Origin of the sequence: Lentzea atacamensis, assembly GCF_003269295.1 — a bacterium.
GTDB lineage: Bacteria > Actinomycetota > Actinomycetes > Mycobacteriales > Pseudonocardiaceae > Lentzea > Lentzea atacamensis.
This window is the reverse complement of the sequence record NZ_QLTT01000013.1, coordinates 79,991-103,685: the sequence shown is the minus strand read 5'-3', so window position 1 is coordinate 103,685 and position 23,695 is coordinate 79,991. Positions and strand designations below refer to the sequence as shown.

Sequence of the window (23,695 nt, the reverse complement as noted above, 5' to 3'; positions counted from 1 at the left end):
CGATCTTTCTCCCCCGAGGCGGGCGAACCGGAGTTTTCTCAGGAACCCGACATGCGCCCAGGTGGCGACCGCCTCGAAGGCGGTGAACCAGGTCTTCCCTTGAGGTTGTTCATCGCACCGACGGCCTCACAGCTCGGCGGCGGCCTCGGCGATGAGCTCCAGCGACTCGCCGGGATCGAGGGCGAGCCGCTGCAGCTCCGCGAACCGATGGGCACACTGCTCGGTCAGGCCCGGATCCTCGACGTACTCGCCCTTGATGAACGTCTCCAGGTACACCACGTCGTTGTGCTGGCGGTGCGGGAAGCTCAGCAACGTGAACGGCGAGCCCATCGCCGGATACGCCCCGGCGCCGCGCGGCACGACCTGGACGCTCACCGCCGGGTGTTCGCTGACCTCCATCAGGTGCAGCAGCTGGGCTTTCATCACGCGCGGCCCGCCGACCACCTGCCGCAGCACCGCTTCCGGGAAGACCGCCTGCACGACGAGCGGATCCTTGTCGTTCAGGCGCATGGACCACGCTTCCCGCGCCGTCGCGAGCCGCGCCGTGCGGACCGGGTCGTCGGTCTCCAGCGCGGCGTGCGTGTAGCCGGAGAGCTGAAGAACCGCGGGCACGAGATCCGTCGTGAACACGCGCAGCGAGGTCGACTCGAACACGAGATTCGCGAAGTCCGCGGCCGGATCAAACGGCACCGTGTTGTTGAGCGCGCGCATCCGCACCTGTTCCGCGTACTGCGCCTGCAACACCACGGCCTGCCATTCCGGAGTGGGCACCTTGTAGACGTAACCGAGCGCCATCACGTCCACCGGCGCCGAGGGCTGCACCGCGTTCTCCATCATGGACAGCTTGGCGCTGCTGAAGCCCACGCGCTGCCCGGCCTCGGTGAGGCTGAGCTGCCGCTCGTTGCGCCACCCGGCCAGCTGCCGCCCGATGGCGCGTTCGAGCGTCGTGGCCCGGAAATCCTTCGGCATGACGCGAAGGATATGACCAATTCGGATTACCGAATGGGACCACCCGGTGTGGACAACCCTTTAACGGGGACGCACCCCGTTAATCGGGAACCTATGGCGTTGAATGCGCTTATCGCATTGTTAGCGTTTCGTGCGCGCATGAGCACGCACGAGCTCATGGAACCGGAACGCGTCATCGCCGACCTCGGTCAGCAACGACTTCTCGACCAGGTCGTCCAGCGCGTCCTCGACGTCGCACTCGTGCTCCCCCGCGATCGCCGCCGCCACCGGCACGTCGAACGTCTCCGGCTGCCACGCGCACAACCGGTAGAGACGCGCCTGCCGTTCCGGAAGCTCCACATAGGACTGATCCAGCAGGTGCTGGATGCGCCCGTCGTCCGCGAGCGGTCCGAGCTCGATCTCCTGCGCTTGCGGGATGTTCAGCTTCCTGCGGCTGGTCACGACGACAGTCCCGGACGCGGGCAGCAGCCGCGTCACCTGCTCGGCGGAGCCCGCGTTGTCCAGCAACAGGGTGAACTGCCGCCGCACGACGAGGCTGCGGAACACCGCCGCCCTCTCGTCAGCGGCCACATCGCTCAGCCCGAACGCGCACAGCAGATCGCCGAGCCGCTCGCGCACGGCCAGATCCACGTACAGCGGATCACCGCACCCCTTGTCCTGCAACCACTTCAGCGCCAGCGCGGTCTTCCCCACTCCGCACGGCCCGCTCAGCACCGTCACCCCGCCGACCCTGATCCGCGCCAGTTCCTCGGCCCTGCCGACGAAGTGCCGCGGCGCGACAGGCGGCCGGAACTGCGGTGGCACGCCGTTCCTCCCGCGGTGCCGGACCGCCCCCGTGGTGGTCCCCGTCAAAACGTCACTCATCACCCGTACCTCCCCAACACGTTGAAGTTACGGGCTTTCGCCTTCCTGCGTCAGACGGCCATCGAGTGATCGCACGCGAGTGCGGCACCCGTGCTGGAAGTCGCCGTCTTCACCTGCCGCCCGTTGATGATGATCTTGCACGTGAGCTCGCCCTGCACGCCCTCGAGCCTGATCGCCACCCGCCCCTTGCGCGCCCCCATGCGTTCGAAGGGCAGGGCGGGATTGCGCAGGGTTCTTTCCTCCTCACCGGGAAACGTGTAGGTCAGGTGGTCCGTGGTGCCCGTTCCCTCGACCACCACGCGGATGTGGGGCGCCGTCGCGCAACCGGTGCTGCCGGCGAGCAACAGGCCCACTAGTAAGGCGGCGGTCTTCATGGCGGTGACGGTAGGAAACGCGACAGTGCGCGGGCATCAGCCTTAAGGCTCAAGCGGTATCAGCCATCAGACTGACAACCCGAGATTGCGCAAACACTCTTCCAGACGCAGCCGTTCGATATCGCGGTCCACACCTTCGGGCAGAGAGCGCAACCGGTGCTCGACGTCCAACGCCGCACAAGCCTGGATCAGCAGCTCGTCGTACGCCTGACGAGCCCCGATCCGTTTGATCGCCGACGTCCCCGGCGGGAAGCACGACAGCACGCGGCGCACGCGGCGAAGGTCGGCCGCGATGCACTCGATCGGCGGGTTCCCGGCGACGAGGGCGGGGCGGCGAAGCTTGCGCAGAGCACGCGGCAGGTTGACCACCGCCCAGAACAACGCACTGGGCGCTACCGCGGCGATGGCGAACAAGACCACGTTGCCCGCAACGGATTGGGGCATGCGTCCACGTTACCCCGCTTGCAGCGCCAGGAAGAGGTCCACGCGCGCCTCGAACTCGGCGAGGTCGACGCCGAGCAGTTCCTCCACGCGCCCGACCCGGTACCGCAGCGTGTTCACGTGGACGTGCAGCTTCGCGGCCGCCGTCGTCCAGGAGCCGGAGCAGTCGAGGAACACCTTCAACGTGCCGACGAGGTCCGAGCCGTGCTCGGCGTCGTAGTCGAGCACCGGGCCGAGCAGGCGGCGGCGCAACGACGTCCGCAGTTCCTCCGGCACTCCCGCGAGCAGCAGCTGGTGCAGTGCGATCTCCTCGCCCGCCACCACACACGTGCGGCCGCCGCGCCGTTCGCCCAGACGACGCGCGTGCGTTGCCTCCTCCGCCGCGCCGCGCAGTCCGCGGGACACGACCGGCGAGCTGATGCCGACGAGCACGCGTGACGAGCCGAGGCCCGGCTCCATCACGCGCATCGCCTCACGCACGTCGTCCGGCACCGAGTCGTCGGCCTTGGCGATGCAGTAGACGGTGTCGCCGACGGGAGTGACGAGCGCCTGGGGCAGCGCCTCCTCCAGCACGGCGGCTGCGAGATCGGCGCGCTGGTCCGACGTCATCGCGCTGATGACCCGCAACCGGACGTTCTCGAGCCCTGCCGCCGTCAGCCGTGACTCGACGTCGGAGGAGCCGCTCAGCACCGCGGAGAGCAGGGGTGCCGCGGTCCGGTTCTCGATCTGACGGCCCTGTGCCTGCCGCAGCCGTTCCAGCGCGACCAGGGAAGCGAGCTCGGCTGCGGCCTCCTGCTGCGGCTCCCCGCCCACGACGAGGATCCAGCTGGTGAGCCGGTTGCCGCCGCGTTCGGAGACGGGCACGAGCGTCATGCCCCTGATTGTCTTCGGGAGCCGGTCGGCCTGCAGGAACTCCTTCACCAGCGCGACCCTGTCCTGCAGCTCCCCGCCCGCGACCACCCGGCCGGTCGTCGACAGGACCCAGCACGGCGCGCTCAGCTCGTGGCCGCCCGCCAGCAGCAACGCGGGCAGGCCGGAGCCCTCCGCGACGACGTTCAGCAGGCGGCGATGTCTCGAGAGGCCGACCAGTTCCATCGACACGCGCTCGGTGATCGTGGCGAACGACAGGTCGACCGGCACCTCCAGCAGCGGCACGTGGTGGCGTTCGCAGGCGGCGACCAGGTCGACCGGCAGGGCGCGGTTCTCGGTCTCGGAGGCGGCCAGGCCGGCGACCCGGGCCGAGGCGAGGGAGCTGACGAACCTCTCGGAGTCCTGCGGGCCGTGGTGCCAGAGCAGGCCGGACAGCACGAGCTCGCCGCCGGACAGGTACCGGCTGGGGTCGGGCAGCTCCGTTCCGTACACACGCGTGACCGCGCGGTCGAGCTGGTCCTCACCGGTGTGCAGGCTCAGGCGCAGTTCCGGCATCTGCAGCAACGTCCGCAGCAACAACATGGGAGGTCACTTTCGTCCATTCGTGTTTGTAGGAAAGCACAAATTCGTTACGTGTAGGAGCCTGCTGATTCATGTGTCCCGGCCGTAGCAGCACGGTGGGGCAGGTCTGTGTACTGGCTCACAACCAGATGGGAGGGCGAGTGACGATCTCCACGCACGTGCTGGACGCGGCACGAGGCAGGCCGTTCGCGGGCATCACCGTGTCGCTGCAGCGCCGCGACGGGACCGAGGTGAGTTCCGCCGAGACGAACGCCGACGGCCGGATCACCGGATGGGGTGATGGCCTGGAGGCGGGGGTGTACCGGCTCGTCTTCGACACCGCGGAGGCGGCGCCGTTCTTCCCCGAGGTCGTGCTCACGTTCGACTACTCCGATCCGGCGCAGCACTACCACGTGCCGCTGCTGTTGTCGCCGTTCGCCTACTCCACCTACCGAGGTAGCTGACGATGGACTTCCTTCGACCGGAAACGCTTGCGGAGGCGTTGGAGCTCAAGGCCTCCCGGCCTGACGCGGTGCCGATCGCCGGTGGCACCGACGTCATGGTGGAGCTCAACTTCGACCACCGCAGGCCCGCCGCGCTGCTCGACCTGACGCGGATCGCCGAGCTGCGTGAGTGGACCGACGGGCTGCGGGTCGGCTCTGGCGTGCCGTACGTGCGGATCATCGACGAGCTGGGCTCCCAGCTGCCCGGCCTCGCGATGGCCGCGCGCACCGTCGGGTCGCCGCAGATCCGCAACCGGGGCACGGTCGGCGGCAACCTCGGCGCGGCCTCCCCCGCGGGAGACACGCACCCGGTGCTGCTGGCGTCCGACGCGGTCATCGAGGTCGCCTCCGTGCGCGGCACGCGGATGATCCCGGCTGCCGACTTCTACCTCGGGGTGAAGCGGAACGCCCTGGAGCCGGACGAACTGATCGTGGCCGTGCACCTGGCACCTGCCAAGGGGCCACAGCAGTTCTCCAAGGTCGGCACGCGCAACGCCATGGTGATCGCGGTGTGCTCGTTCGCGATCTCGCTGTTCCCCGCGGAGAACAGGGTCGGCGCCGCGGTCGGTTCCGCCGCTCCGACGCCGCGCCGGGCGCACGAGGCGGAGGAGTTCCTGGCCTCCGAGCTGGACTTCTCCTCGCCGCAGCCGTTGCTGGACTCGGTGAAGCGGCGGTTCGGGGAGCTGGTCTCCGAGGCCGCGTCGCCGATCGACGACGTGCGCGGGTCGGCGGCGTATCGCAAGCACGCACTGGCAGTGATGGCTCGCCGGACTCTGGGCTGGGCCTGGCAGGAACTTCTCAGCCAAAAGAATGGTGGCGGTGAGCGGACATGCGCGTGAACGTGAGGGTCAACGGCGAGCAGCGCCAGGCTGACGACGTCTGGGAAGGCGAGTCGCTGCTGTTCATGCTGCGCGAGCGGCTCGGGCTGCCCGGTTCGAAGAACGCCTGCGAGCAGGGCGAGTGCGGCTCCTGCACGGTGTACCTGGACAACGTGCCGGTGTGCGCGTGCCTGGTCGCGGCGGGGCAGGCGCAGGACAGGGAGGTGCGCACCGTGGAGGGGCTCGCCGACGGTGACGCGCTGGACCCGGTGCAGGAGGCGTTCGTGGAGGCGGGCGCGGTGCAGTGCGGGTTCTGCACGCCCGGGCTCGTGGTGGCCGCGCACGACCTGCTGGACCGCGTGCCGTCGCCGTCCGATCCGGAGATCCGCGAGGCGCTCGCCGGAAACCTGTGCCGCTGCACGGGCTACGAGAAGATCCTGGACGCCGTGCGATTGGCGGCGTCGCGCCGATGATCGTCCTCGACCGCTGTGCGGTGTCCACTGTGGATCCGGCCGGGACCGAGCACTCCTCGGGGCACGTGGTCGTGTCCGAGGGGCGGATCGTCTCCGTCGGTTCCGGCCCGGCGCCTCGGCCGTACGAGTCGCACACCTACGTCGACGCGTCGTCGTGCCTGGTGACGCCCGGCCTGATCAACACGCACCACCACCTCTACCAGTGGGCGACGCGCGGGCTGGCCCAGGACGCGACGCTCTTCGAGTGGCTGACCACGCTGTACCCGGTGTGGCGCGGGCTCGACGACTCGGTGACGCACGCGGCGGCGTCCGCCGGTCTGGCGAAGCTGGCGCTGACCGGCTGCACGCTGGCCGCTGACCACCACTACGTGTTCCCGTCCGGCGGTGGCGACGTGTTCAACGCGCTGGTGTCGGCGGGCCGGCGGATCGGGATCCGGCTGGAGGCGATCCGCGGGTCGATGGACCGCGGCCAGTCCGATGGCGGGTTGCCGCCGGACAACCTGGTCGAGGACACCGAGGCCGCGTTGGTCGCGACGGAGCAGGCGATCGGTGACTACCACTCCACCGCCGACGACGCACTCGTCCGGGTGGCGGTCGGGCCGTGCTCGCCGTTCTCGGTGTCGCGCGAGCTGATGACCGGAGCCGCTGCACTGGCGCGGCGGCACGGCGTCCGGCTGCACACGCACCTCGCCGAGACGCTGGACGAGGAGGAGCAGTGCCTGGCGGAGAACGGCTGCACGCCGACGGAGTACGCCGAGCAGCTCGGCTGGCTGGGTCCGGACGTGTGGCTCGCGCACACAGTGCACCTGTCCCAGGACGCGGTGAAGCGGCTCGGCGCGACTTCCACGGGTTCCGCGCACTGCCCGACGTCGAACGGGCGGCTGGGCACCGGGATCGCGCCGGTGCGCGACCTGCTCGACGCGGGAGCACCGGTCGGTCTCGGGGTGGACGGCGCCGCGTCCAACGAGGACGGTGGGCTGAGCGTCGAGCTGCGTGCGGCGTTGCACCAGGCCCGGCAGCGGGGCGGGCCGCGGGCGCTGGACGTCCGGCAGGCGTTGTGGATGGCCACGATGGGCGGCGCGCGGTGCCTGGGGCGCGACGACGCCCTGGGTTCGATCGAGCCGGGCAAGGTGGCGGACCTCGCGGTGTGGGATCTGTCCGGAATGGACTACGCGGGGATCGCCGACCCGGTGGCGGCTCTGGTGCTGGGCACTCCCCCGCCGTTGAAACTGTTGATCGTGGGCGGTGAGGTCGTCGTGCGGGACGGGGTTCTGCTGACGGCGCCGACCGACGAGCTGGCGCGTGACCTCTCGGCCGCCAGCCGGAAGCTTCAGGAGGCAGCGCGATGACCCTCACTCCCGCCGAACTCACCTCCGCGGTGTCGGGTGGCATCGGGACGTCGCCGCAGCGCCCGGACGGCAACCTGAAGGTGCGCGGCGAGTTCGCCTACGCGTCCGACCTGTGGCACGAGGACATGATCTGGGGCGCGACCCTGCGCTCGCCGCACCCGTACGCGCGGATCGTGTCGGTCGACCTGACCGAGGCGTTGAAGGTGCCCGGCGTGTACGCGGTGCTGACGCACTCGGACGTGCCCGGCCGGAACCTGTACGGGTTGGAGCACAAGGACCAGCCGGTGCTGGCGGTCGACGTCGTGCGCTACCAGGGTGAGCCGATCGCGCTGGTCGGCGCCGACCACCCGGAGACCGCGCTCCGCGCGATGAAGAAGATCGCCGTGGTCTACGACGTGCTGGAACCCGTGGTGGACATGGAGACCGCGGTCGACGACACCCCGTTGCACCCCGGCGGGAACCTGGTGCGGCACGTGCCGATCCGGCGTGGCGCGCAGGACCTCACCGCCGACGTCGTGGTCACCGGGCGGTACGAGGTCGGCATGCAGGACCAGGCGTTCCTCGGGCCGGAGTCCGGGCTCGCGGTGCCGGCGGAGGACGGGTCGATCGACCTGTACATCGCCACGCAGTGGCTGCACGTGGACCGCGACCAGGTGGCATCGGCGCTGGGACTGCCCCTCGACAAGGTGCGGCTGACGCTGTCCGGTGTCGGCGGTGCGTTCGGTGGCCGTGAGGACCTGTCGATGCAGGTGCACGCCTGTCTGCTGGCGCTGCACACCGGCAAGCCGGTGAAGATGGTCTACAACCGCGAAGAGTCGTTCTACGGGCACGTGCACCGGCATCCGGCCGTGCTGTACTACGAGCACGGCGCCGACCACACCGGCAAGCTGGTCTACGTTCGCGCGAAGATCTACCTCGACGGTGGCGCCTACGCCTCCTCCACTCCTGCTGTCGTGGCCAACGCGGCGACGCTCGGCGTCGGCCCGTACGAGGTCGACAACGTGACCGTCGACTGTTACGGCGTCTACACGAACAACCCGCCGTGCGGTGCGATGCGCGGATTCGGTGCTGTGCAGGCAGGTTTTGCCTACGAGTCCCAGATGGACAAGCTGGCGGAGGCGCTGGGCATGTCGCCGGTCGACGTGCGGGTGCGCAACGCGATGACCGAGGGCTCCGTGATGCCGACCGGTCAGGTGGTCGACTCGGCCGCGCCCGTGGCACAGCTGCTGAAGCTGGTGCAGGACAAGCCTTTGCCCGCGGGAACGTCGTCGGACATCCGTGAGCTGCCCGGCGGTGTCTCGAACACCACGCACGGCGAGGGTGTGGTGCGCGGCGTCGGTTATGCCGTCGGCATCAAGAACATCTGCTTCTCCGAGGGCTACGACGACTACTCGACCGCTCGTGTGCGGGTGTCGATGGTCAACGGCGAGCTGGCGGCTGCCGTGCACACCGCCGCCTGCGAGGTCGGCCAGGGCCTGGTGACGATCATGCAGCAGATCGTGCGGACCGAGCTGGGCATCGAACGCGTGACCGTGCTGCCGATGGACACCACGATCGGCAACGGCGGCTCCACCTCGGCATCGCGCCAGACGTACGTGACCGGCGGCGCCGTGAAGGCCGCCTGCGCCGCGGTCCGGTCGCGTTTGGACGGACGCACGGACATCGGCTCCGAAGTGATCGACGAGACCGTCGAGTGGCGGCACCGCGCGACCGAGGCTCTCGATCCCGTTACCGGACAAGGCAATGCGCACGTGCAGTACGGCTTCGCGGCACATCGTGCCGTCGTCGACGTGGACGTCGACCTCGGTCTGGTGAAGGTCGTGGCACTGGACTGCGCGCAGGACGTCGGCCGGGCGCTGAACCCGCAGGCCGTGGTGGGCCAGATCCAGGGCGGTTCCGCCCAGGGCCTCGGCCTCGCGGTGATGGAGGAGATCCAGACCTCCGGCGGCAAGGTGCGCAACCCGTCCTTCACCGACTACCTGATTCCCACCGTGCTCGACATGCCGCCGATGAGCATCGACGTGCTCGAGCTCGCCGATCCCCACGCCCCGTACGGCATTCGCGGCGTCGGCGAACCGCCCACCATCTCGTCGACCCCGGCGATCGTGGCGGCGATCCGCGCGGCGACCGGCTTGGCGCTCACCCGCGTCCCGGTCCGCCCGGAACATCTCACCGGTACCTGAGTTTCTGGAGTTCTCTGCTGTGAACGCACATCTGCTCGCCACCATCGACCTGGCCACCCGCAACGTGGCCTCCGGCGGCGGCCCGTTCGGCGCGATGATCGTCCGCGACGGTTCCGTGATCGCCACCGGCGTCAACCAGGTGACGCCGACGCTCGACCCCACCGCGCACGCCGAGGTCGTCGCGATCCGCGCGGCCTGCCAGGCCCTCGGTGACTTCCGGCTGACCGGCTGCACGCTGATCTCCTCGTGCGAGCCGTGCCCCCTGTGCCTGTCCGCCGCGCTCTGGGCGCGGGTGGACAGGGTCGTCTACGCCGCCGACCGTCACGACGCGGCCGCTGCCGGCTTCGACGACCGCGAGTTCTACGAGTTGTTCAGCAAGCCCCGGGTCGACTGGGACTTGCCCGTGCACCAGATCTCCACCGGCGAGGACAACGCCCCGTTCACCGCGTGGTTGTCGCTCGCGACTCGTATCGACTACTGACGACGGCCAAAAGCCAGTCTCTTTTTGCTGACCGGAGCTTGCATCGCTAATTGCGTTCCGGCGTTGGAACGCGCCCACCGGCATGGGAAAGGCCGTCCTTCCATGACTCAGTTACGAACCCGGCAGTCGCCTGCCCTCGACCAGTTCTTCCGCATCACCGAACGCGGCAGCACCCTCGGCCGCGAAGTGCGAGGCGGCATCACGACGTTCGTCGCGATGTCGTACATCGTGCTGCTGAACCCGCTGATCCTCGGCGCGTCCGCCGACATCACCGGCGCCAAGCTCACCATCGCCGAGATCACCACGGCGACCGCGCTGGCCGCGGGGGTGATGACCGTCCTCATGGGACTGGTCGGCAACGCGCCGCTGGCGATCGCCGCGGGCCTCGGCGTGAACGGCGTGGTCGCCTTCCAGATGGCACCGGCCATGACGTGGGCCCAGGCCTTCGGTCTCGTGGTGCTGGAAGGCCTGTGCATCGTGGTCATGGCCGCCTCGGGCATCCGCGAACGCATCATCAACGCGATCCCCGAGCCGCTGAAGATCGCGATCACCGTCGGCATCGGTCTCTACATCGCTTTGGTGGGACTGGTTTCCGCCGGCTTCGTGACCCGTACCCCCGACGCCGCCGGGTCCACGGTGCCCGTCCGCATGGGCATCGACGGCCACCTGAGCGGCTGGCCGATCGCGATCTTCTGCCTCGGCCTGCTCCTGATGATCGTCCTGATGGCGCGCGGTGTCCCCGGCGCCGTCCTGATCAGCATCGTGGTCGCCACGGTCGTCGCCGTCGTGGCGAACTCGATCTTCACGATCTCCGGCTGGGGCCTCGTGACGCCCACGCTGCCCTCGTCGATCGTCGGCTCCCCCGACTTCGGTCTCCTCGGCCGGGTCGATCTCTTCGGCGGCTTCGTCTCCGCGGGCGTGATCGCCGCGACGATCTTCCTGTTCACCCTGGTCCTGTCCGGTTTCTTCGACGCCATGGGCACCATCACCTCGGTGTCCGACGAGGCGGGCCTGACCCGTGACGGCAAGGTCGAGGGCATGGGCAAGATCCTCATGGTCGACGGCGCCGGCGCGATCGCCGGCGGCGTGACGGGTTCGGCCCCGAACACCGTGTTCCTGGAGTCGGCAGCGGGCGTTGGCGAAGGCGCCCGGACCGGCCTGGCCTCGGTGGTCACCGGCGGCCTGTTCCTGGTGGCCCTGCTCTTCACCCCGCTGGCCACGGTCGTGCCGGCCCAGGCGGCGGCACCGGCGCTGGTGGTGATCGGCGGCCTGATGATGACCCAGATCCGCCGAATCCCCTGGCAGGACACGGACTTCACCATCCCGGTGTTCCTGACCGTGGCGATCATCCCGTTCACCTACTCGATCACCAACGGCATCGGCGCGGGCCTCGTCTCCTACGTGGTCCTGCGCATCTGCAAGGGCCGCTGGCCGGGCTGGCTGATGACGGGCCTCGCCCTGATGTTCACCGTGTACTTCGGCGTGGACCTGATCAGCGGCCACTGAGCAACGGCCACTGATCGGCGGCACGTGACCAGCGGCCACTGGTCACGTGCACACCACCGGTCACGACCGCACAGAACGGAGATCTCCCATGCGCGATCTGGCTGGGACGTTGCTGACCTGGGACCGCTTCGCGGTCGCCTCGGTGGTGGCGGTGCGCGGCAGCGCACCCCGCCCCGTGGGCGCGGCGATGGCGGTCGGCCCCTCCGGCGAGGTGATCGGCAGCGTGTCCGGCGGCTGCGTCGAAGCCGAGGTCTACGACCTGGCACGCACGGTGATGGAGACGTCTCAGCCGCAGCTCGCCACGTTCGGCTACTCCGACGACACGGCGTTCGCGGTCGGCCTGACCTGCGGCGGTTCTCTGGACGTCCTCGTGCAGCGCGACACCCCGGCGTTGCGCGCCGCCCTTCAGGCCACTGTGGACGGACACCCGGTGTCGGTGCGCTTCGAGGCGGAAGGCCGGGTGTTCACCGAGGGCTGGCTACCGGCGCCACGCCTGCTGGTGTTCGGCGCCATCGACCACGCGGCCGCGGTGGCCGAGATCGGCCGTTTCCTGGGCTACCACGTCACGGTGTGCGACGCCCGCCCGATCTTCGCCACCCCGGAACGCTTCCCGGCGGCACACGACGTCATCGTCGACTGGCCGCACCGCTACCTCGCCGCCACGCACACTGACGAGCAGACAGCGGTGGTGGTGCTGACGCACGACCCGAAGTTCGACATCCCGGTCCTGGCGGAGGCACTGACCAGGCCGCTCGCCTTCGTGGGGGCACTGGGTTCACGCCGCACGCACGCCGAACGCCTCGACCGCCTGCGCGAGGCCGGCGTGCCCGAGGCGGCGCTGGCCCGGCTGCGGTCACCGATCGGCCTCGATCTCGGGGGCCGCACGCCCGCGGAGACGGCGGTGTCGATCGCAGCCGAGCTCGTGGCCCTCAAGCACGGCGGCACCGGTCTGCCGCTGAGCAACCTCACCTCTCCGATCCACCGCTCCCCCGCGCGCTTCCTCCTGTCGCAACGAAATCTACTCCCGATCGGTTCCTGATCATTTCGGCGACGCGTGTGAAGGGACCGTTCACGCACGGAGAAACCGCAGGCAGGCACACGTTCCGCAGCGAAGCCCCCACCAGAACGCGAGGTCAGGACGAAATGGCACTGATTTTTCTGAACGGCGGCGGCATGCAGGGCGGGCCCCTCCACGGCCAGCTCCAGGGCACCCCCATGCTCGGCCGCGTGAAGAGCGCGCCGAAGTACCGCTACTTCTCCGTCCGCGACGAGTTCCCCGCCATGCACGCGTCCGGCACGGCGCAGGTGGTCGGCGAGCTGTACGACCTTCCGCTCACGGTGCTGCGCGACCACCTGGTCCCCGCCGAGCCGGCCGAGCTGGAAATCGGGGTCATCGAGCTCGAGGACGGCGGCGCAGCGCTCGCCACGGTGCTCAGAAACGATTTCCTCCATTCGAGCGATCTCACCGACATCTCGCATCTGGGCGACTGGAACCTGTACTTGAACAGGTAATTCGCACACAGGGGTGAGGGTCATGCCATTCCGCGCCGGATCAGCAAAAGTCGATGTCACGCCGCCCGAGTCAGCGCCCTATCTGGGTGGTCAGCCGCGGCATTCGCTGTTCCTCGGAGTGCACGACCCGCTGTTCGCGCGGGCCACGGCGATCACCAACGGAGAGACCGTGATCGTGATCGCCGTCGACTCGCTCGGCATCAACAACAGCATTCTCGGACCGGGCCGCGATTTCACCGCGGAGGTCCGCGAGCGCGTTCAGCAGCAGACCGGGGTGCCGGCCTCGCACGTGATGATCACCAGCTCCCACGCGCACTCGACCCCGGAGACGGCCGACTTCCGGCCGTTTCCCGACCAGGCCTGGCTGGCGACGTTCCGCGACCGCATCGTCCAGGCCGCCCGCGAAGCCGTCGAGAGCCAGCGGCCGGTGACCGCCACGATCGGCACCGGCGAGGTGTTGCGCGGCACGCTGGCCATCAACCGCAACGCCCACGTCTACATCGGTGCGCCGCCGGAGGATCCCGAAGTCACCGTTGTGCGGTTCCAGGGCGACGCGTGGAGCAGCGTCTTCTACCACTTCACCACGCACCCGGTGTACGTGCAGGTGCAGCCGTACGTGTCAGCCGACTTCCCCGGCGTCACCTCCGCGATGCTCGAGCACAACGAACCGCACTGCCAGGCCGCGCTGTTCCTGCCGGGCGCGATGGGCAACCAGTCGCCGCCACCCGACCCGCTCACGCACAGCGGTCCCCACTTCGACGCGGTGAACAACCCGGACTTCGAAGTCATCCGCAACCTGTTCGCGCACACCGCGCGCATGGGCATGTACCTCGCTCAGACCGCGCTCGAAATCCCGGGAGAAACCGAGCTCACCGGTCCGGTGAGTGCCACCCAGCGCACGATCCAGGTCGCCTCCCGCGACCTGCCCGACCGAGGACCCTTCGAAGTCGAGCTGGCCGCACGCCAGCGCGCACTCCAGGACGCCATCGACCGGAACGCCCCGAAAGCCGAGATCGTCCGGCTCACCCAACAGGTGCAGGAAATCGAGGAGCTCCTCGTCGCCATCGACCGCGGCACCGACCCGATCGACGCCGAGGTGCAGGTGCTGCGCATCGGCGACCTCGCGCTCGCCGGCCTGCCCGGCGAACCGTTCGTGGAGCTCGGCTTCCAGTTGAAGGACCTGTCCGGCGAAGGCCGCACGGTGCTGCCCGTCGGGTACGCCAACAACTACCTCGGCTACCTCACCCACCCCGAGGCCTGGGACACGCCCATCTACGAGGTGAGCCTCGGCCCGTGGACGCGCATCGGCCGTTTCGGCGGCCAGCAGCTCACCGACACGGCGAAAGACCTGGTCGACGAGCTCTGGACTACTCCGAACGAGTGATCCCGTTGGTCTCTCGTATCTCGACGGCCACCTGCGACTCCTTACTTCACGAGGGGTGAGGGAGTGGCAAGGGGGAGTTGCCGCAGGCGGCGGGGCCAACCGAAGTGGCCCCGCCGTGGGGGGACCGGCAACGCTGCCACTCACCGGGCCTGACCACCACCATGCCCACCATTCATCGCCCGCGCCCGCGCAGCAGTCCGCGTTCGTACGCCACCGCGACGGCGGCCGCCCGGTCCGAGACACCGAGCTTCGCGTAGACGTGCAGCAGATGCGTCTTCACCGTCGCCTCGCTGATGAACAACGCCGCCGCCACCGCTCGGTTCGTCGATCCGCGCGCCACCAACGCGAGCACTTCCAGCTCCCGCGCGGACAACGGCTCCGACGCGGGCTCCCGCACCTGACCCAGCAGCCGCGTCGCCACCGCGGGCGACAGCACGGCCTCCCCCGCGTACGTGGCACGGATGGCGCGCTGCAGATCGTCGCGCGGGGTGTCCTTCAACAGGTAGCCGGTGGCGCCCGCCTTGATCGCGGGCAGCACGTCGCGATCCGTGTCGTAGGTCGTGAGCACCAGGACCCGGCACGGATGGTCGCGCAGCCGTTCGATCGCGGACAGCCCGTCGGAACCCGGCATGCGCAGGTCCATCAGCACGACGTCGGGCGACACGGCCGTGACGACCGCGACCGCCTCGTCGCCGGAAGCCGCTTCACCGACCACCTCGAAGTCCGCTGCCGCGAGCATGCCGCGCAGGCCGTCGCGGACGACCGGGTGGTCGTCGACGATCACCAGGCGGATCACGCGGGCACCCGCGCCGAGATCGCCGTCCCCGCACCGGGTTCCGACTCCACGACCAGCGCGCCGGACAGCCGGTGCACGCGATGGCGCATCGCGGGCAGCCCGAAGCCCGACAACGGGTGCGTCAGGTCGAAACCCACGCCGTCGTCTCGCACGTCCAGCGTCACCACGTCCTCCATGTACGACAGGGTCAGGCCCACGCGGGACGCCGAGGCGTGCTTCGCCACGTTCGCCAGGGCTTCCTGGGCGGTGCGCAGCAAGGCGACCTCCACCTCCGGGTGGATCACGCGCACGGCACCGGTGAGCGTCACCGACACCGGCACGCCGTACACCGTGGACCAGCCGGAGGCCACCTCGTCGATCGCCTCGGGCAGGGCCGCGGAATCGAGCGCGGGCGGGCGCAGCGCGTGCACCGACCGGCGTGCCTCGGCCAGGTTCGACCGCGCCAGCTCGGCGGCGACCGACACGCGGCGTTCCCAGTCGGAGACGGTGGCCGCCGACAGCTGCGTGATGATGCCCGTCAGGCCCTGCGCCAGCGTGTCGTGGATCTCGCCGGCCATGCGGTGGCGCTCGTCCTGCACTCCGGCCTCGTGCGCCTGCACGAGCAACTGGGCGTGCAGGCCCTCGTTCTCCTCGAGGAGTTCCTTGCGCAGCCGGGATTGTTCAGTTGTCACGTGGCCGACGAACGTGAAGGTGCACGCCACCCCCACGAACACCAGCAGCAGCAACCAGAAGGCTGGCCGTTCCTCCGCGCGTGGATAGCCGCCGAACAACGACAGCGTCGCCAGCACGGCCGTCACCGCCACCGCGAAGAACATCCAGCGGCCGCGCAGGAGTTCGCTCGCGTAGATGTAAACCGCGTACGACACCGCGCCGAACCAGTGCTCGCGCATGCCCAGCACCGCGTAGAACACGACCAGGCCACCGATGAACACGGCCACCAGCTCCACGCGGTCACGCCGCGCGGGATCCAGCGTGAGCCACCACGTCATCCACGCGTAGCCGAACGCCACCACGCCGTACGTGAACCAGAGCTCCGCACCGGTGTGCGCCGTGAAGATCGAGTACATCACCGTCGTCACGGTCAGCACGAAGTACGGGATCACGTGTGCGATGAAAGCGAGCCTGCGCTCCCAGCTGTCCAACGCGGCCATGTCCACGAGCTACTCCCAGCGGAACGTTCTGGCCGCGACGGTACCCGCCACGAGGCTCACGAGCCCCATGATCGCAAGATGCCTCCAATCCGGCGCGGTTCCGAGCCACGCCTGCTGCAACGCCTCCACACCGGGAGGTGTGTAGGACCCGATCGCCTGAACCACCGAGGGCAGCATGAACCGCGGCAGGTACACGCCGCCGAAGAACATCAGCAGCATGAACACCACCGTCGCCCAGCCACCGGCCGCCCGCGCGTTCGGGGCCAGTGCGGCGATCACCAGGCCCAGCGCGAACGTCCCAGCGCCTCCCAGCACCACAGCCGCCGCCAGGCCGAGTGGATGGTGAGGCAGGTCGACGCCGAAAACGACGTACGCCACCACGATAGTGAGCAGCACCGACAAGATCGCCGCGGCGAAGTTGACGACCAGCTGCCCCAGCAGCAACCGCGCCGGATGCATGGGCGTCGTGGACAGCCGACGCAGCACACCCTTCTCCCTGTAGGTCGCCACAACCGCCGGCAGGCGTTGCAGTCCGATGAACACCAACGTGACCACCACCAACGACGACACGTAGCTGTCGATGAACCGAAGCCCGCCGAACTCCGGCGCGGGCGTGCGCAAAGCCGGAACGGCTCCCAGCACCAGAAGCAACAGGCACGGGAACAACAGGGAGAACAACGAGTTCAGCCGATCGCGGACGAACAGCCGCGCTTCCACCTCAATGATCTTCAGCACCGCTACCCCCGGTCAGCTCGACGTAGGCGTCGTCCAGCGAAACCTGGTCGACACGGAGCTGGCGCGCCACGATCTGCTTGCGCGCCAACAAAGAAGTCACCGCGTGCAGCAGGTTCTCCGACCCGCTGACGACGATCTGCTCCCCCACGAGGTCCACCGCCGTCACCTCCGGCAGCACCTGCAACAACGCGACGTCCAAGGCGACGGAAGGCACGAACCGCACCCGCGTCGCCCCGTCCACCTTCGACACCAGCCCGGAAGGCGTGTCCAGCGCGACGATCCGCCCGTCGCGGAACACCGCCACCCGGTCACAGAGCCGTTCCGCCTCCTCCATGAAGTGCGTGACCAGCAGGATCGTCACCCCGGCCGAGCGCACCTCCTCGATCAACGACCACGTGTCGCGCCGCGCCTGCGGATCCAGCCCGGTCGTGAGCTCGTCGAGGATCGCGACCCGCGGCGACCCGATCAACGCCAGCGCGATCGACAACCGCTGCTTCAACCCGCCGGACAGCTGGCCGTACTCCGCCTTCAGGTGCGGCGACAGCCCCAGCCGCTCCGACCAGTCGGCCGGAGACGGGTAGAACGACGAGAACAGCGACAGCGCCTCGCTCACCCGGATACGTTCGGGCAGCTCAGATTCCTGCAGCTGCACACCGATCGCCGGACGGACGTCGGCGGGAGGCCGCCCCAGCACGGACACGCTCCCCTGGTCCGGCGTCCGCAGCCCCGACACGCACTCGACGGTCGTCGTCTTCCCCGCCCCGTTCGGCCCCAGAATGCCGAAGATCTCCCCCTCGGCGACCTCGAAGGACACCGAGTCCACCGCGGTCTTCGGCCCGTACCTCTTGCCGAGGTCGCGCACTTCGATGATTGCCATGGGACAAGCCTCGAAGATGCCGGGCCGGAGATCATCGGTCGAGCAGAGACACCCTCATCAACCGATCGGTTGATGCCACTACTCGGTCTCCAGCACAGCGGCACGCAGAGCGGCGGCCAACCTCGCCACGGGTTCCGGCACCGGCCCCGGCAACCGCGCGAGCAGAACCCGTCGCGTCTCGGCGGGCCCGCCCCGCACCGGCAGGACCCGCACCCCCTCGGGCACCACGAGCGCCGCCGGCACCGTCGTGATCCCCAGCCCCGCGGCGACCAGCTGCAGCTTCGCGAGCCAGTCACGGGCGGTGTGCGCGACCCGCGGCCGTTCGTCCAGCCCCGGCCACACCCCCATCACCAGCTGGTCGCCGGGTCCGGCGATCCACCGCTGTCCGCGCAGATCGGCGATGTCGATGAAGTCGTTGCGCGCCAACAGATGCGCGGCAGGCACCGCGACCCGCAGACTGCGTTCGACCAGCGTGTCCACTGCCAGCGCGGGGGTTTCGTCGTCAGGCGGCCGGAACGGCGGCGACGACGCGATCAACGCGATGTCCAGCGTGCCCGCCCGCAGCGCGCGCACCAACGCCGGTGTGCTGCCCTCACGCGTCACGGCGGTGATGGACGGATGGCTCCTCTCCAGCGCCATCAACGCCCGAGGCACCAGCCACACCCCGGCCGTGGCGAACCAGCCGAGCCGGATTGTGCTCGCGTCCTCCTCCGGCAGCCCGGCGAGCTCCCGCGCCGCGGCGTCGACCTGGTCCACGACGACCGCGGCGTGCCGCAACACGAGCCGCCCGGCCGCCGTTAGCCGCACCCCGTCGTACCGCCGCTCCAGCAGCGCGGTGCCCGCCGCCCGTTCCAGCGCCGCGATCTGCCGCGACACCGCGGACTGCGTGTACCCCAGCGCGGTGGCCGCCGCGGTCAGCGTGCCGCGCTCAGCCACCTCGCGGAACACCCGCAACGCGACCAGCGACGCATCAGTGAATGCCATGACGCCTACGCATACCCCGGTTGAGCTTCTTTCGCTACTCGCATGGCTCGCACCGGCTTAGCGTCAAGGCATGACAGTCGCACTCGTCACCGGCGCCACCCAGGGCCTCGGCCTCGCTCTGGTCGAAGGGCTCGCACAACGCCTCGATCCCACCGACACCGTCTACCTCACCGGCCGGGACATGAACCGCGTCATGACCGCAGTCGAGTCCATGCCCGGCGGCGGCGCCGAGGTCCGCGGCGAGCTCCTCGACGTCGCGGATCACCAAGCCGCACAACGACTCGCCCAGCAGATCCGGGAACGGCACGGCGGCATCGACATCGTGTTCGGCAACGCCGTCATGCGCGTCGGCCCGGACGACGACCCGCGCGTGATCGCAGACCAGTACACCGAGGTGAACAACTTCGGCACCACCAGGCTCCTGCGCGCCTTCGCACCCCTGCTGCGCGACAACGGAAGGCTGCTCGTCGTCGCCAGCTCGCTGGGCACGCTCCACCACCTGGCGCCGGTTCTGCACGACCGGTTCACCACACCGTCCTCTTTGGACGAGATCGACGAGCAGATCGCCCGCTGGCGCGACGAGCTGAAGGACCGCCGCACCGGCGCGTGGCCGGCCTTCGTCAACATCCCGTCGAAGATCGGCCAGGTCGCCGCCGTCCGCGTCCTCGCCGCCGAACGACGGGAGGACGACCTCCACCGCGGCATCCTGATCGCGTCCGTGTGCCCAGGCATGATCAACACACCTACGTCCGCGCTGTGGTGGAACGTCAGCACGGCCCCCACTCCGGCCCAGGCCGCGGTCGCGTTGCTCGATCTCGCACTGGACCCGGTCAAACCGGAGCACCACGGCGAGCTGGTCCGCTTCGGCGAGGTGGTCCCCTTCAGCTGATGCGCTGGTCCAGCCCGTGCACGACCTGGTCGAGCAACGTCTGGATGACCGCTTCGTTGTGCTCGGTGCGCCCCGGCGTGATCATCCGGGACGTTGCCTCGACCATCGCGTGCACGAGCATCGCCCGCAGCTGCGCGCGCTGCACCCCGGCGGTTTTGAAGACACCGACCAGCGGCGCCAGCAACCGTTCGTGCTCGGCCCGGATCTGCTCGCGCGACGAGTCCGGCAGCGTGTGTGCGGACAGGGCGACCACCGCCCCGTGGCTGCCGTCGGTGATGATCGCGAGCTCGGTCCGCAAGTACGCCTCGATCTTCTCCGGCACGGACGAGGCGCTGTTGACCGCGTCCTCCAGCTTGTCCGCCCACTCCGGCAGCGCGTCCGACACGATCGCGGCGACCAGTTCCTCACGCGACCGGAAGTACTCGTAGAGACTCGGCCGCGACAGCCCGACCCGTCTCGCCAGCGACGCGAGCGTCAGCGCCTCCGCTCCCTCGGTCGCCACGATCTCCCGCCCGGCGTCCAGCAGGGCGCGCAACCGGTTGGCGCGGTGCTCGGCCACGGTGTCTGCGCTGATCCTCGGCACAGCGAGATCGTATCGCGCTTGATTTCCCGACGGGGAGTTGGAATAGTTTCCGACAGAGCGTCGGAATCAAGGAGGGCCCATGTTCATCGCGACGAACCGGCTGTTCGTGCCCGCCGAGCGGGCGGAGGAGTTCGAGGCCCACTTCCGCAGCAACATGCGGACGTTCCTGCCCGGCGTGCCCGGCCTGCTGCGCAGCACGCTGCTCAAGCCGACCCGCGAGGACCAGCCGTACGTGTCGGTCAACGAGTTCGAGTCCGAGGAGCACTTCCGCGCCTGGGTCGCCTCCGACTCGTTCCGCGAGGCGCACAAGCGCAACCGCGGCATCGCCCGGCACGTCACGGGCAACGCCGTCGAGACCTTCCAGCACGCCGAGGACATGGTGCTGCCGCAGCAGCGCACCGAGCAGTAGGCGATACTCCCCTGTGTGGGGGACGTCCGCTTCCTGGTGCTCGGCCCGCTCCGCGTGGAGCTGGACGGGCACCCGGTCGACGTTCCCGAGGGCCGCGGCCGGACCATCCTCGCCACCCTGCTGGCCCACGCGAACGAGATCGTGCCCCTGCACGAGTTCGGTGACCCCGCCGCCACCCGCACCGCGATCAGCCGGCTGCGCCGCGCGTTGGGTCCGGCGAACCGCATCCGCACTCACAACACGGGCTACTTCGTCCAGGTCAGCGACTCGGACCTGCTCGACTTCCACGCGCTGCGAGGCCAGGGCCGCTACGCCGAAGCCCTCGCGCTGTGGCGCGGCGAGCCGTTCGAGGACGTCGACGGTGTAGACGCGATCGCCGCGAAGCTGGCCGAGGAGCGCAAAGCCGTCGAGTCGCTGCTTCCGGTACCGCGTCAGCTGCCGGCGCCGCCCGCCCACTTCGCCGGACGCGACCGCGAACTGGCCGCGTTGCACGACTCCGGCCCGGTCACGGTGCTCAGCGGCACAGGTGGCACCGGCAAGACGACGCTCGCCCTCCAGTGGGCGAACGAGGAAGATTTCCCCGCCGGGCAGCTGCACGTCAACCTGCGCGGCTTCGCCTCAGGGCCGCCCGCGAAGCCGGAGGACGTGATCCGAGGCTTTCTCGGCGCGCTCGGCGTTCCTCCCGATCACGTTCCAGCGAACACCGGCGCGCAGACGGCGCTGTACCGGAAGCTGTTGCGCGGCAAGCGAATGCTGATCCTGCTCGACAACGCCCGCGACGCCGACCACGTGCGCCCGCTGCTCCCCGGCGACCCGGCCTGCCGCGTGCTGATCACCAGCCGCAACCGGATGGACGACCTCGACACGGCAGGGCTCCCGCTCGACGCCCTCGGCCAGTCAGAGGCAGAAGCGGTGCTTTCCGAACGGATCGGCCCCCGCGCCGAGGCTGAGCCCGCGGCTCTCGCCAGGCTCGTCAGGATCTGTGCCGGGTTGCCACTCGCACTCGCCATCGTTGCGGCTCGCGCCGACCCGGAGCACTCGCTCACCGCACTCGCTCACGAGCTGGAGACCGCCGACGTGCTCGACTTCCTCGAGACAGGGGATGAGACAACGAGTCCGCGTTCGGTGTTCGACTGGTCCTACCAGCGGCTTTCCGGCCCGGCGCAACGCCTCTTCCGGCTGCTCGGTGTTCACCCGGGGCCGGACGTGTCGGCCGCGGCGGCGATGAGCCTGATGGGAGGGACGCCACCTCTCGCGGAACTCACCGCCGCGGGCCTCGTCACCATGAACGCAGCGGGCCGCTTCGAGTTGCACGACCTCGTGCGCGCGTATGCCCGCGATCTCGGCACCGAACAGGAGGAGCGAACCTCACTGCGGCGGCTGATGGACCACTACCTGCACAGCGCGGCGATCGCGACCCTTGAGCTGAACAGGTTTCTCAGCGATGTCGACGTCGGAGTGCCCGCCGCCGGAGTCGTGCCCGAAACAGTGCATGGACCTGAAGAGGCACAGCGGTGGTTCCGGGCCGAGATCGACGTCTTGACGACCGTCTGCGAACTCGCCGTGACGACCAGGTTCGACCGGCACGCGTGGCAGCTCGTCTGGGCCATCCGCACTTTCATGGACATCACCGGCCGCTGGCACCAGGCAATCGCCCTGCTGCACGGCGCGCTGCCCTCAACGCACCGCCTCGAAGACGAGCGGGCCGCCGCGCTGCTGCACCAGTTGCTCGCACATACCAAGCATCGGCTCAGTGACATGGCCGTTGTCGAACCGCATCTGGCTGAGGCGTTGCGGTTGTTCGAACGCACCGGGGGCCTTGACGGCCAGATCCGCGCGCATCGCAACTACGCACACCTCATGGAGGCCAACGGCGACCTGCCCTGCGCGCTGCACCACGCGCGACGGGCGGCTGAGCTGAGCGAGCGGGCCGGTGACATCTCCGGTCTCGCCGGCTCCACGAACCAGGTCGGCTGGTACCACGGCCTGCTCGGCGAGCACGCCCAGGCACTCGAGCACTGCCGGACCGCGCTCACGCTGCACCGCGACTGCGGAGATCGGCTCGGCGAGGCCAGCGCGCTCGACAGCATCGCCTACAACCTGCACCACGTCGGCGACTTCCCCGGCGCGATCACGCACTACCGCGAGTCACTGCGGGTCTTCGAGGAAATCGGCGAACAGTTCGAGATCGCCACCACCCTGGTCAACCTCGGCGACACCCACGTGGAGACCGGCGACGTGCACGAAGCCCGGCAGGTGTGGCAGGAAGCGGAAGCGATCTACGAACGGCTGGGCCACGCAGACGTCGCCAAGGCGCGCCACCGTCTCACAGAGTGGGCAGCAGGGCCTTCATCCGGTTGATCTCGTCGGTCTGGACGGCGATCACGTCGTCCGCCATCTCCTCGACCTGAACGTTGGTGCCGGACGCCTTCACGTCCGTCGCCATCTTGATCGCACCCTCGTGGTGCTTGATCATCAGGTCGAGGAACATCCGGTCGAAGTCCTTGCCGCGCGCGGCACCCAGCGCGTTCAGCTGGTCCTGCGTGGCCATGCCCGGCATCGACCCGTGATCACCGTGCGTGCCGATCGCGTTGTTGGTGCGCTGCCACTGCTTCATGGCGCCGATCTCGGGCTCCTGGCTGTACCGGATGCGGTCTGCCAGGCCTTTCACCGTCTCGTTCTGCGCACGATCAGGGGCGAACCTGGTCATCGCGAGCGCCTGCTCGTGGTGAACGATCATCATCGCCACGTACTGGCGGTCAGCGTCGTTCGGCGGAGCCTGGACCGCACCGGTCGCTTCCGACGGTGCCAGCGTCCGAGCAGTGCCGCCCGGCGTGTCCGGCGCGATGACCGGAACTGCATCAGGTTCCGCTGTACAACCTGCCAGCAGGGCGAATGCCGCCGCGATGACCACAACCCCAGAGCGCATGACGCGGACAATACCCTCCGAAAGGCGCTGGCCCTTAGCAAGGCGAAAGGGTAA

25 protein-coding genes are annotated in these 23,695 nt (G+C 69.4%); 13 read left to right on the top strand and 12 right to left on the bottom strand.

The genetic code is table 11. The annotated features are described in order from the left end of the window. Positions 1 to 126: 126 nt before the first annotated feature. From C8D87_RS40555 to C8D87_RS40535, 5 genes are all read right to left on the bottom strand, one after another. Positions 127 to 969 (bottom strand): helix-turn-helix domain-containing protein, encoded by an 843-nt coding sequence (locus tag C8D87_RS40555; RefSeq protein ID WP_112231543.1) that lies wholly within the window; start codon positions 967 to 969, stop codon positions 127 to 129. Positions 970 to 1,089: 120 nt separating this feature from the next. Further along, complete coding sequence (locus C8D87_RS40550) at positions 1,090 to 1,833, bottom strand: hypothetical protein (RefSeq protein WP_146772023.1); 744 nt, start codon at positions 1,831 to 1,833, stop codon at positions 1,090 to 1,092. A gap of 50 nt (positions 1,834 to 1,883) precedes the next feature. After that, entirely contained in the window at positions 1,884 to 2,207 is a 324-nt protein-coding gene (locus C8D87_RS40545) for a hypothetical protein (protein ID WP_146772022.1), read from the bottom strand. Positions 2,208 to 2,273: 66 nt separating this feature from the next. After that, entirely contained in the window at positions 2,274 to 2,651 is a 378-nt protein-coding gene (locus C8D87_RS40540) for a hypothetical protein (protein ID WP_109637778.1), read from the bottom strand. A gap of 9 nt (positions 2,652 to 2,660) precedes the next feature. After that, the gene (locus C8D87_RS40535; protein ID WP_112231536.1) at positions 2,661 to 4,100 is read right to left on the bottom strand and encodes a PucR family transcriptional regulator; all 1,440 of its coding nucleotides are present in this window, start codon (positions 4,098 to 4,100) and stop codon (positions 2,661 to 2,663) included. A 128-nt stretch (positions 4,101 to 4,228) separates the two neighbouring features. Between C8D87_RS40535 and uraH the strand changes: the two genes are divergently transcribed. The 10 genes from uraH to C8D87_RS40485 all read left to right on the top strand — a co-directional run bounded on the left by uraH (position 4,229) and on the right by C8D87_RS40485 (position 14,288). Then, positions 4,229 to 4,543: a hydroxyisourate hydrolase gene (gene uraH, locus C8D87_RS40530; protein ID WP_109637973.1), complete on the top strand. Its 315-nt coding sequence runs from the start codon at positions 4,229 to 4,231 to the stop codon at positions 4,541 to 4,543. Positions 4,544 to 4,545: 2 nt separating this feature from the next. Further along, on the top strand, positions 4,546 to 5,421 hold the full coding sequence (locus tag C8D87_RS40525) for an FAD binding domain-containing protein (protein WP_112231534.1): 876 nt from the start codon (positions 4,546 to 4,548) through the stop codon (positions 5,419 to 5,421). Beyond that, on the top strand, positions 5,412 to 5,873 hold the full coding sequence (locus C8D87_RS40520; RefSeq protein ID WP_109637775.1) for a (2Fe-2S)-binding protein: 462 nt from the start codon (positions 5,412 to 5,414) through the stop codon (positions 5,871 to 5,873). The genes C8D87_RS40525 and C8D87_RS40520 overlap by 10 nt, the downstream gene beginning before the upstream one ends. After that, positions 5,870 to 7,222 carry an 8-oxoguanine deaminase gene (locus C8D87_RS40515; RefSeq protein WP_112231532.1) on the top strand — a complete coding sequence of 451 codons (1,353 nt, stop codon included), beginning with the start codon at positions 5,870 to 5,872 and terminating at the stop codon, positions 7,220 to 7,222. The genes C8D87_RS40520 and C8D87_RS40515 overlap by 4 nt, the downstream gene beginning before the upstream one ends. Continuing rightward, positions 7,219 to 9,405: a molybdopterin cofactor-binding domain-containing protein gene (locus tag C8D87_RS40510; protein ID WP_109637773.1), complete on the top strand. Its 2,187-nt coding sequence runs from the start codon at positions 7,219 to 7,221 to the stop codon at positions 9,403 to 9,405. The genes C8D87_RS40515 and C8D87_RS40510 overlap by 4 nt, the downstream gene beginning before the upstream one ends. A gap of 19 nt (positions 9,406 to 9,424) precedes the next feature. Further along, on the top strand, positions 9,425 to 9,886 hold the full coding sequence (locus C8D87_RS40505) for a nucleoside deaminase (RefSeq protein WP_211337394.1): 462 nt from the start codon (positions 9,425 to 9,427) through the stop codon (positions 9,884 to 9,886). Between the two features lie 102 nt (positions 9,887 to 9,988). Continuing rightward, positions 9,989 to 11,392: an NCS2 family permease gene (locus C8D87_RS40500; protein ID WP_109637771.1), complete on the top strand. Its 1,404-nt coding sequence runs from the start codon at positions 9,989 to 9,991 to the stop codon at positions 11,390 to 11,392. An 88-nt stretch (positions 11,393 to 11,480) separates the two neighbouring features. Continuing rightward, complete coding sequence (locus C8D87_RS40495) at positions 11,481 to 12,431, top strand: XdhC family protein (RefSeq protein WP_112231530.1); 951 nt, start codon at positions 11,481 to 11,483, stop codon at positions 12,429 to 12,431. A gap of 104 nt (positions 12,432 to 12,535) precedes the next feature. Next, positions 12,536 to 12,904 (top strand): allophanate hydrolase-related protein, encoded by a 369-nt coding sequence (locus C8D87_RS40490; RefSeq protein WP_109637769.1) that lies wholly within the window; start codon positions 12,536 to 12,538, stop codon positions 12,902 to 12,904. A gap of 22 nt (positions 12,905 to 12,926) precedes the next feature. Continuing rightward, on the top strand, positions 12,927 to 14,288 hold the full coding sequence (locus tag C8D87_RS40485) for a hypothetical protein (RefSeq protein WP_146772021.1): 1,362 nt from the start codon (positions 12,927 to 12,929) through the stop codon (positions 14,286 to 14,288). 172 nt (positions 14,289 to 14,460) lie between these two features. Here the strand turns inward: C8D87_RS40485 and C8D87_RS40480 are convergent, their stop codons facing one another. The 5 genes from C8D87_RS40480 to C8D87_RS40460 all read right to left on the bottom strand — a co-directional run bounded on the left by C8D87_RS40480 (position 14,461) and on the right by C8D87_RS40460 (position 18,831). Next, positions 14,461 to 15,084 (bottom strand): response regulator, encoded by a 624-nt coding sequence (locus C8D87_RS40480; protein WP_112231526.1) that lies wholly within the window; start codon positions 15,082 to 15,084, stop codon positions 14,461 to 14,463. Next, positions 15,081 to 16,235 carry a sensor histidine kinase gene (locus C8D87_RS40475; RefSeq protein WP_112231524.1) on the bottom strand — a complete coding sequence of 385 codons (1,155 nt, stop codon included), beginning with the start codon at positions 16,233 to 16,235 and terminating at the stop codon, positions 15,081 to 15,083. Before C8D87_RS40475 ends, C8D87_RS40480 begins: the two co-directional genes overlap by 4 nt. 9 nt (positions 16,236 to 16,244) lie before the next feature. After that, the gene (locus C8D87_RS40470; RefSeq protein WP_109637766.1) at positions 16,245 to 16,970 is read right to left on the bottom strand and encodes an ABC transporter permease; all 726 of its coding nucleotides are present in this window, start codon (positions 16,968 to 16,970) and stop codon (positions 16,245 to 16,247) included. Then, positions 16,954 to 17,847, bottom strand: coding sequence for an ABC transporter ATP-binding protein (locus tag C8D87_RS40465; protein WP_112231522.1), 894 nt, complete (start codon positions 17,845 to 17,847; stop codon positions 16,954 to 16,956). The genes C8D87_RS40470 and C8D87_RS40465 overlap by 17 nt, the downstream gene beginning before the upstream one ends. Positions 17,848 to 17,925: 78 nt before the next feature. After that, complete coding sequence (locus C8D87_RS40460; protein ID WP_112231520.1) at positions 17,926 to 18,831, bottom strand: LysR family transcriptional regulator; 906 nt, start codon at positions 18,829 to 18,831, stop codon at positions 17,926 to 17,928. A gap of 70 nt (positions 18,832 to 18,901) precedes the next feature. On the opposite strand from C8D87_RS40460, the gene C8D87_RS40455 reads away from it, so the two are divergent. Then, positions 18,902 to 19,720, top strand: coding sequence for an SDR family NAD(P)-dependent oxidoreductase (locus C8D87_RS40455; protein ID WP_112231518.1), 819 nt, complete (start codon positions 18,902 to 18,904; stop codon positions 19,718 to 19,720). On the opposite strand, the gene C8D87_RS40450 is transcribed toward C8D87_RS40455, so the two are convergent. Further along, positions 19,713 to 20,303: a TetR/AcrR family transcriptional regulator gene (locus C8D87_RS40450; RefSeq protein WP_109637762.1), complete on the bottom strand. Its 591-nt coding sequence runs from the start codon at positions 20,301 to 20,303 to the stop codon at positions 19,713 to 19,715. The two genes, C8D87_RS40455 and C8D87_RS40450, sit on opposite strands and share 8 nt — an antisense overlap. Before the next feature lie 79 nt (positions 20,304 to 20,382). Here C8D87_RS40450 and C8D87_RS40445 point away from each other — a divergent pair, with 79 nt between their 5' ends. Beyond that, entirely contained in the window at positions 20,383 to 20,712 is a 330-nt protein-coding gene (locus C8D87_RS40445; RefSeq protein ID WP_109637761.1) for an antibiotic biosynthesis monooxygenase family protein, read from the top strand. Between the two features lie 15 nt (positions 20,713 to 20,727). Continuing rightward, positions 20,728 to 23,073 carry an ATP-binding protein gene (locus tag C8D87_RS40440; protein ID WP_112231516.1) on the top strand — a complete coding sequence of 782 codons (2,346 nt, stop codon included), beginning with the start codon at positions 20,728 to 20,730 and terminating at the stop codon, positions 23,071 to 23,073. Here C8D87_RS40440 and C8D87_RS40435 read toward each other — a convergent pair. Continuing rightward, the gene (locus tag C8D87_RS40435) at positions 23,039 to 23,641 is read right to left on the bottom strand and encodes a DUF305 domain-containing protein (RefSeq protein WP_112231514.1); all 603 of its coding nucleotides are present in this window, start codon (positions 23,639 to 23,641) and stop codon (positions 23,039 to 23,041) included. The two genes, C8D87_RS40440 and C8D87_RS40435, sit on opposite strands and share 35 nt — an antisense overlap. Positions 23,642 to 23,695: the final 54 nt, after the last annotated feature.

What these genes read in the sequence shown, in the direction of transcription:
- C8D87_RS40465 (WP_112231522.1), bottom strand. Translation starts at nt 17,847, where the DNA reads ATGGCAATCATCGAAGTGCGCGACCTCGGCAAGAGGTACGGGCCGAAG.
- C8D87_RS40490 (WP_109637769.1), top strand. Translation starts at nt 12,536, where the DNA reads ATGGCACTGATTTTTCTGAACGGCGGCGGCATGCAGGGCGGGCCCCTC.
- C8D87_RS40535 (WP_112231536.1), bottom strand. Translation starts at nt 4,100, where the DNA reads ATGTTGTTGCTGCGGACGTTGCTGCAGATGCCGGAACTGCGCCTGAGC.
- C8D87_RS40545 (WP_146772022.1), bottom strand. Translation starts at nt 2,207, where the DNA reads ATGAAGACCGCCGCCTTACTAGTGGGCCTGTTGCTCGCCGGCAGCACC.
- C8D87_RS40550 (WP_146772023.1), bottom strand. Translation starts at nt 1,833, where the DNA reads ATGAGTGACGTTTTGACGGGGACCACCACGGGGGCGGTCCGGCACCGC.
- C8D87_RS40455 (WP_112231518.1), top strand. Translation starts at nt 18,902, where the DNA reads ATGACAGTCGCACTCGTCACCGGCGCCACCCAGGGCCTCGGCCTCGCT.
- C8D87_RS40510 (WP_109637773.1), top strand. Translation starts at nt 7,219, where the DNA reads ATGACCCTCACTCCCGCCGAACTCACCTCCGCGGTGTCGGGTGGCATC.
- C8D87_RS40485 (WP_146772021.1), top strand. Translation starts at nt 12,927, where the DNA reads ATGCCATTCCGCGCCGGATCAGCAAAAGTCGATGTCACGCCGCCCGAG.
- C8D87_RS40555 (WP_112231543.1), bottom strand. Translation starts at nt 969, where the DNA reads ATGCCGAAGGATTTCCGGGCCACGACGCTCGAACGCGCCATCGGGCGG.
- C8D87_RS40500 (WP_109637771.1), top strand. Translation starts at nt 9,989, where the DNA reads ATGACTCAGTTACGAACCCGGCAGTCGCCTGCCCTCGACCAGTTCTTC.
- C8D87_RS40445 (WP_109637761.1), top strand. Translation starts at nt 20,383, where the DNA reads ATGTTCATCGCGACGAACCGGCTGTTCGTGCCCGCCGAGCGGGCGGAG.
- C8D87_RS40475 (WP_112231524.1), bottom strand. Translation starts at nt 16,235, where the DNA reads ATGGCCGCGTTGGACAGCTGGGAGCGCAGGCTCGCTTTCATCGCACAC.
- C8D87_RS40435 (WP_112231514.1), bottom strand. Translation starts at nt 23,641, where the DNA reads ATGCGCTCTGGGGTTGTGGTCATCGCGGCGGCATTCGCCCTGCTGGCA.
- C8D87_RS40525 (WP_112231534.1), top strand. Translation starts at nt 4,546, where the DNA reads ATGGACTTCCTTCGACCGGAAACGCTTGCGGAGGCGTTGGAGCTCAAG.
- C8D87_RS40515 (WP_112231532.1), top strand. Translation starts at nt 5,870, where the DNA reads ATGATCGTCCTCGACCGCTGTGCGGTGTCCACTGTGGATCCGGCCGGG.
- C8D87_RS40540 (WP_109637778.1), bottom strand. Translation starts at nt 2,651, where the DNA reads ATGCCCCAATCCGTTGCGGGCAACGTGGTCTTGTTCGCCATCGCCGCG.
- C8D87_RS40520 (WP_109637775.1), top strand. Translation starts at nt 5,412, where the DNA reads ATGCGCGTGAACGTGAGGGTCAACGGCGAGCAGCGCCAGGCTGACGAC.
- C8D87_RS40495 (WP_112231530.1), top strand. Translation starts at nt 11,481, where the DNA reads ATGCGCGATCTGGCTGGGACGTTGCTGACCTGGGACCGCTTCGCGGTC.
- uraH (WP_109637973.1), top strand. Translation starts at nt 4,229, where the DNA reads ATGGGAGGGCGAGTGACGATCTCCACGCACGTGCTGGACGCGGCACGA.
- C8D87_RS40460 (WP_112231520.1), bottom strand. Translation starts at nt 18,831, where the DNA reads ATGGCATTCACTGATGCGTCGCTGGTCGCGTTGCGGGTGTTCCGCGAG.